3 protein-coding genes and 1 pseudogene are annotated in these 5,405 nt (G+C 71.7%); 2 read left to right on the top strand and 2 right to left on the bottom strand.

All coding sequences use genetic code 11. The features are described from left to right. A pseudogene (gene scy / locus ABZ281_RS36035) lies at window positions 1-2,043 on the bottom strand (polarized growth protein Scy); the annotation flags it as partial. A gap of 233 nt (window positions 2,044-2,276) precedes the next feature. Then, window positions 2,277-2,717: a methylmalonyl-CoA epimerase gene (gene mce / locus ABZ281_RS36030; protein ID WP_030854295.1), complete on the bottom strand. Its 441-nt coding sequence runs from the start codon at window positions 2,715-2,717 to the stop codon at window positions 2,277-2,279. 148 nt (window positions 2,718-2,865) lie between these two features. Here mce and ABZ281_RS36025 point away from each other — a divergent pair, with 148 nt between their 5' ends. After that, on the top strand, window positions 2,866-4,074 hold the full coding sequence (locus ABZ281_RS36025; protein ID WP_356662275.1) for an acetyl-CoA C-acetyltransferase: 1,209 nt from the start codon (window positions 2,866-2,868) through the stop codon (window positions 4,072-4,074). Between the two features lie 34 nt (window positions 4,075-4,108). Then, window positions 4,109-5,065: a methylmalonyl Co-A mutase-associated GTPase MeaB gene (gene meaB / locus ABZ281_RS36020; protein WP_356662274.1), complete on the top strand. Its 957-nt coding sequence runs from the start codon at window positions 4,109-4,111 to the stop codon at window positions 5,063-5,065. Window positions 5,066-5,405: the final 340 nt, after the last annotated feature.

Here is a 5,405-nt window from a genome sequence, read left to right as displayed (position 1 = left end):
ACGAACGAGGTGGTGGGGTACTGCCCCTCCTGCCCGTACAACCCGTAGTTTCCGCCCGAGAACGGCTGGGCCTGGGCAGTGGTCGCAAGGAGGCGACGCGGACGCGTCCGACGCGGCCTCGTCGCGCAGCCGCTCGGCCTCCGCCTCGGCCTGCTGCTGGAGCGTACGGATCCGCTCGGCGGCCTCGGCGCGCAGCCGCTCGGTCTCCTCGGCGGCCTCGCGGCGGATCCGCGCGGCCTCCTCACGGGCGTCCGACAGCGCCTGCTCGGCGGCCGTCAGCCGCTCCTCGGCCTCGCCCTGAAGCCGCGCCAGTTCCTCGGCGGCCTCCGCGCGACGGGCCTCCATGGCCCGCTCGGTCTCCTCGTGCAGCTCCCGCGCCGCGCGCTCGGCGTCCTCCTTGAGCGCCTCGGCCTGCTCGACGACCTCCTCGCGGTGCCGCTCAGCCTCCTGCCGGGTGCGCTGAAGGGTCTCCTCCGCCTGCCGGCGCAGGGTCGTCGCCCGCTCGATGGCCTCCGTGCGGACCTTCTCGCTGTCCGCCTGGGCCGTCGTGCGCAGCTCGTCCGCGTCCGCCTTGGCCTTGGCGAGCAGCTCCTCGGCGGACTTCGCCGCCTCCTCGATCTGCGCCACGGCCTCCTTGCGGGCCTCGGCGCGGATCTTCTCGCCCTCGTCGACCGCGTCCGCCCGCAGCTGCTCGGCCTCGCCGCGCAGCCGGCGGGCCTCCTCCTGCAGCTCGACCGTCTTGGCGCGGTACTCCTTGGTGTCGTCCTTCGCCGCGCCCTTGAGCTGCTCGGCGATGTCGTGCGCCTCGGCCCGCAGGCGGTCCGCCTCGGCCTCGGCCTCCGAGCGGATCCGCTCGGCCTCCTCGGCCGCGGCCTTGGTGGTCTTCTTGGCGTCCTCCGACGCCTTGTCGAGGACCTCCTCGGCGGTCCTGGCCGCCTTGGACAGCTGGGTCGCGGTCTCCTCGGCGGTGAGCGTGCGGGCCTTCTCGGAGGCCTCCGCGACGATCTTCTCCGCCTCGGCCTTGGCGTCCGCGACGATCTGCTCGGCCTCGGACTTGGTGTTCTCGGCCTCCTTGGTGGCCTCCTCGACCAGCCGGGCGACCTGCTCCTTGGCGGTGCGCGTGCGCGTCTCGTTCGCGGACTCGGCGCTCGCCAGGGCCTTGGCGGCGGCCTCCTCGGCCTCCGTGACCAGCTTCTCCGACTCGGTCTGCGCCTTGCGCAGCGCCTCCTCGGCCTCGGCCATCCGCCGCTCGGCGGCCTTGCTCAGCTCCTGGGCCTCGCGGCGGGCGGACTCCGACTCCGTGACGGTGGACGTGCGCAGCTGCTCGGCGTGGTCGGTGGCCTCCTGGGCCTGCGTGGAGGCGGCGTTGAGCAGGCGCTCGGCGTCCGTGCGGGCACGGCGCAGGATCTGCTCGGCCTCGGCCCGGGCCTCCTCGGCCGCGCCCGTCAGCCGCTGCCGGGCCTCCGTCGTCAGCCGCTCGGCCTCCGCGCGGGCGGTGGCCAGGGCCTGCTCGGCCTCGGCCCGGGACTCCTCCAGCAGCCGGCGGGCCTGCTGCTCGGTGCGGGCCCGCAGCTGCTCGGCCCACGCCACGTTCTCGTTGACGTGCGACTCGACCGTCTGGCGGCGCTCGGACAGCTCCTGGTCCAGCTGCTGGCGGCGGGTCACCGCCTCCTGGTGGAGCTCGGCCTGGAGCCTGGCCGCCTGCTCGGCGTGCTCCTGGAGGATCCGCTGGGTCTGGGCCCGGGCCTCGCTCAGCTCCCGGTCGGCGTCCGCGCGGATCTGGTCGGCCTGCACCTGCGCGTTGCGCAGCAACTGCTCGGCCTGCCAGCCGATGTCGCCCCCCTCGAAGGAGGGCCGGGACATGATGGTGCGCCGCGCCTCGTGCAACTTGGCGCGCAGCACCTCGACCTGGTAGCCGAGGTCCTCGGCGTGCTGGATCGCCTTTTCCCGTTCGGTCTTCAGCCGCTTCATCTCGGCTTCGAACCGAGAGAGGTGGTCGACGTCAGCCGCCGGCTCTCGCTCCTGGCTCTCGTAGCCCCGCACTGCGCGGTCCCATCCGTCCCCTGGTCGCAACTCTTTCCGAACGAGCTCCGTCCATCCGCCGAACGGGGCCCCCGGGGAATGGTGTCAGATCATCGGCGGAGCAGAGGCTGCTGCCCCGACGCTCGTCCCCCGAAACCCGGACCCCGGTGGTCCTGCCGTCGCACGGCGGGACCGCGGTCACCCTGGACAGAGCGGCGACCGCCCCCAACCCTACCGGCCCCTCTGTACGGGGGTCAGTGCTCAGGTGACTCAACAGGCGCCGAAGTGACCAGTTCTGTCAGTACGCCGTGACAGTCCTTGGGATGCAGGAAGGTGATCCGTGACCCCATGGAACCGACTCGCGGCTCTTCGTACAACACGCGTACGCCCTTGCCCTTGATCTCCTCGGCGTCGCCGTCGACGTCTGCCGTACCGAAAGCGATGTGGTGGACGCCCTCGCCGTTCTTCGCCAGCCACTTCGCGACGGTGGAGTCCTCCCGGGTCGGCTCCAGGAGCTGCAGGTACGAGGCGCCGCCGTCGGACGTGTCGTTGATCTTGAGCATGGCCTCGCGCACGCCCTGCTCCTCGTTGACCTCGGAGTGGAACACTTCGAAGCCGTAGGTGGCACGGTAGAACTCGACGGTCTTGTCGAGGTCGAAACAGGCGATTCCGATGTGGTCGATTCGCGTCAGCATGGATTCAGTGCAACGTCCCCGAGGTGGTTACGCAACGTGCGCGCGATCACACCGACGGCCCGATGACGGCACGGAGTGCCACTCAGTACATTCGAAGTAAACCCTCGTTCACTCCTCGGCTGTGCAGCCGGTAAGGGGATCGCAGCTCATGTCTTCTGGAACATCCGAAGCGAACAGCTCGGTGATCGTCGCGGGCGCGCGTACGCCCATGGGGCGGTTGCTCGGATCGCTGAAGTCCTTCTCCGGAGCCGACCTCGGCGGCTTCGCCATCAAGGCCGCCCTCGACCGTGCGGGAATCGGCGGCGACCAGGTGCAGTACGTGATCATGGGCCAGGTGCTCCAGGCCGGGGCGGGGCAGATCCCCGCCCGCCAGGCCGCGGTCAAGGCCGGCATCCCGATGAACGTGCCGGCGCTGACCATCAACAAGGTGTGTCTGTCGGGCCTCGACGCCATCGCGCTCGCCGACCAGCTCATCCGCGCGGGTGAGTTCGACGTCGTCGTCGCCGGTGGCCAGGAGTCCATGACCAACGCTCCGCACCTGCTGCCGAAGTCCCGTGAGGGCTTCAAGTACGGCGCCGTCCAGATGCTCGACTCCATGGCCCACGACGGTCTGACCGACTCCTTCGACGGCGTCGCCATGGGCGAGTCCACGGAGAGGCACAACACCCGCCTGGGCATCGCGCGGCCCGAGCAGGACGAGATCGCCGCGCTGTCGCACCAGCGGGCCGCGGCCGCGCAGAAGAACGGCCTGTTCGAGGCCGAGATCACGCCCGTCGAGATCCCGCAGCGCAAGGGCGACCCGGTGCTGTTCAGCAAGGACGAGGGGATCCGCGGTGACACGACCGCGGAGTCGCTCGGGAAGCTGCGTCCGGCGTTCTCCAAGGACGGCACGATCACGGCCGGTTCCGCCTCGCAGATCTCCGACGGTGCCGCCGCCGTCGTCGTGATGAGCAAGGCCAAGGCGCAGGAGCTCGGCCTGGAGTGGATCGCCGAGATCGGGGCGCACGGCAACGTGGCAGGGCCGGACAACTCGCTGCAGTCGCAGCCGTCCAACGCGATCCTGCACGCGCTGAAGAAGGAGGGCCTTGAGGTCTCGGACCTCGACCTCATCGAGATCAACGAGGCCTTCGCGGCCGTGGCCGTGCAGTCCATGAAGGACCTCGGCGTGTCCACCGAAAAGGTGAATGTCAATGGTGGTGCCATTGCCCTGGGTCACCCGATCGGGATGTCCGGTGCGCGTCTCGTGCTGCACCTCGCGCTGGAGCTGAAGCGGCGCGGCGGTGGCGTGGGCGCGGCCGCGCTGTGCGGTGGCGGCGGGCAGGGTGACGCGCTGATCGTGCGCGTGCCCAAGGCCTGAGTTTCGGTACGTCCCTTATCTGAACGGAGCTGTGATGCAGGACGTCTCCACCCTGGTGGCCCAGGCCAGGGAAGGCCGGCCGCGGGCCGTGGCCCGGCTGATCTCCTTGGTGGAGGGGGCGTCCCCGCAGCTGCGGGAGGTCATGGCGGCGCTCGCGCCGCTGACGGGCGGGGCGTACGTGGTGGGACTGACCGGGTCGCCCGGGGTCGGCAAGTCCACGTCGACCTCGGCGCTGGTCACCGCGTACCGCAAGCAGGACAAGCGGGTCGGCGTGCTCGCCGTCGACCCGTCGTCCCCGTTCTCGGGCGGCGCGCTGCTCGGGGACCGGGTGCGGATGTCGGAGCACGCGTCCGACCCGGGTGTGTACATCCGGTCGATGGCGACGCGCGGGCACCTGGGCGGGCTGGCCTGGTCGGCTCCGCAGGCGATCCGGGTGCTGGACGCCGCCGGCTGCGACGTGATCCTGGTCGAGACGGTGGGCGTGGGGCAGTCGGAGGTGGAGATCGCCTCCCAGGCCGACACGTCCGTGGTGCTGCTCGCGCCGGGGATGGGGGACGGGATCCAGGCGGCCAAGGCCGGGATCCTGGAGATCGGCGACGTGTACGTCGTGAACAAGGCGGACCGGGACGGGGCGGACGCGACGGCTCGCGAGCTGAACCACATGCTGGGGCTGGGGGAGTCCCGTGGGCCGGGTGACTGGCGTCCGCCGATCGTGAAGACGGTCGCCGCGCGGGGTGAGGGCGTCGACGAGGTCGTCGAGGCCCTGGAGAAGCACCGGGCCTGGATGGAGGAGCGGGGCGTCCTGGGGGAGCGGCGGCTGTCGCGGGCGTCGCGGGAGGTGGAGACGATCGCGGTGACGGCGCTGCGGGAGCGGATCGGGGACCTGCACGGCGACCGCCGCCTCGGGGCGCTGGCGGAGCGGATCATCGCGGGCGAGCTGGATCCCTACCGGGCGGCTGACGAGCTGGTGGCCGGGTTGACGGAGGGCTGAGAGGGCCTTCGGTTTCTCGCGGAGTGGGGGCGGGTGGGGGCGTGCGTTTCGCCTTCGCGGTGGGTGTGGGCCGGGGCCGCGCCGGGGGGGTGTCCGTCCTCGGAACGGCGCGATGGGCTCTCACGCCGACTGACTGTTCGTTGACGGGCCAACCGCTGCGGGCGGACACCCCCCGACACGGTCCCTTCTCGCCGTACGCGGGTGCGTGAGCGTCGTGGCGCACCCAGTTGCGGGCCCGCGCCGCCCAGCTGCGGGCATGTGTGCCGCTGGGGGCGGCACGGGTGGGGCGCAGCGGCACTCCGTTCCGCCGGGCTGCTCCCCACCCGGCCTCGGCACCGAC

Origin of the sequence: Streptomyces sp. NPDC006265, assembly GCF_040613555.1 — a bacterium.
Taxonomy (GTDB): domain Bacteria; phylum Actinomycetota; class Actinomycetes; order Streptomycetales; family Streptomycetaceae; genus Streptomyces.
The sequence above is the reverse complement of the archived record's forward strand: the minus strand, read 5'-3'. Positions and strand labels throughout refer to the sequence as shown.

Bases quoted from the DNA above. Each gene is read 5' to 3' on its own strand.
- mce (WP_030854295.1), bottom strand. From the start codon at position 2,717: ATGCTGACGCGAATCGACCACATCGGAATCGCCTGTTTCGACCTCGAC.
- ABZ281_RS36025 (WP_356662275.1), top strand. From the start codon at position 2,866: ATGTCTTCTGGAACATCCGAAGCGAACAGCTCGGTGATCGTCGCGGGC.
- meaB (WP_356662274.1), top strand. From the start codon at position 4,109: ATGCAGGACGTCTCCACCCTGGTGGCCCAGGCCAGGGAAGGCCGGCCG.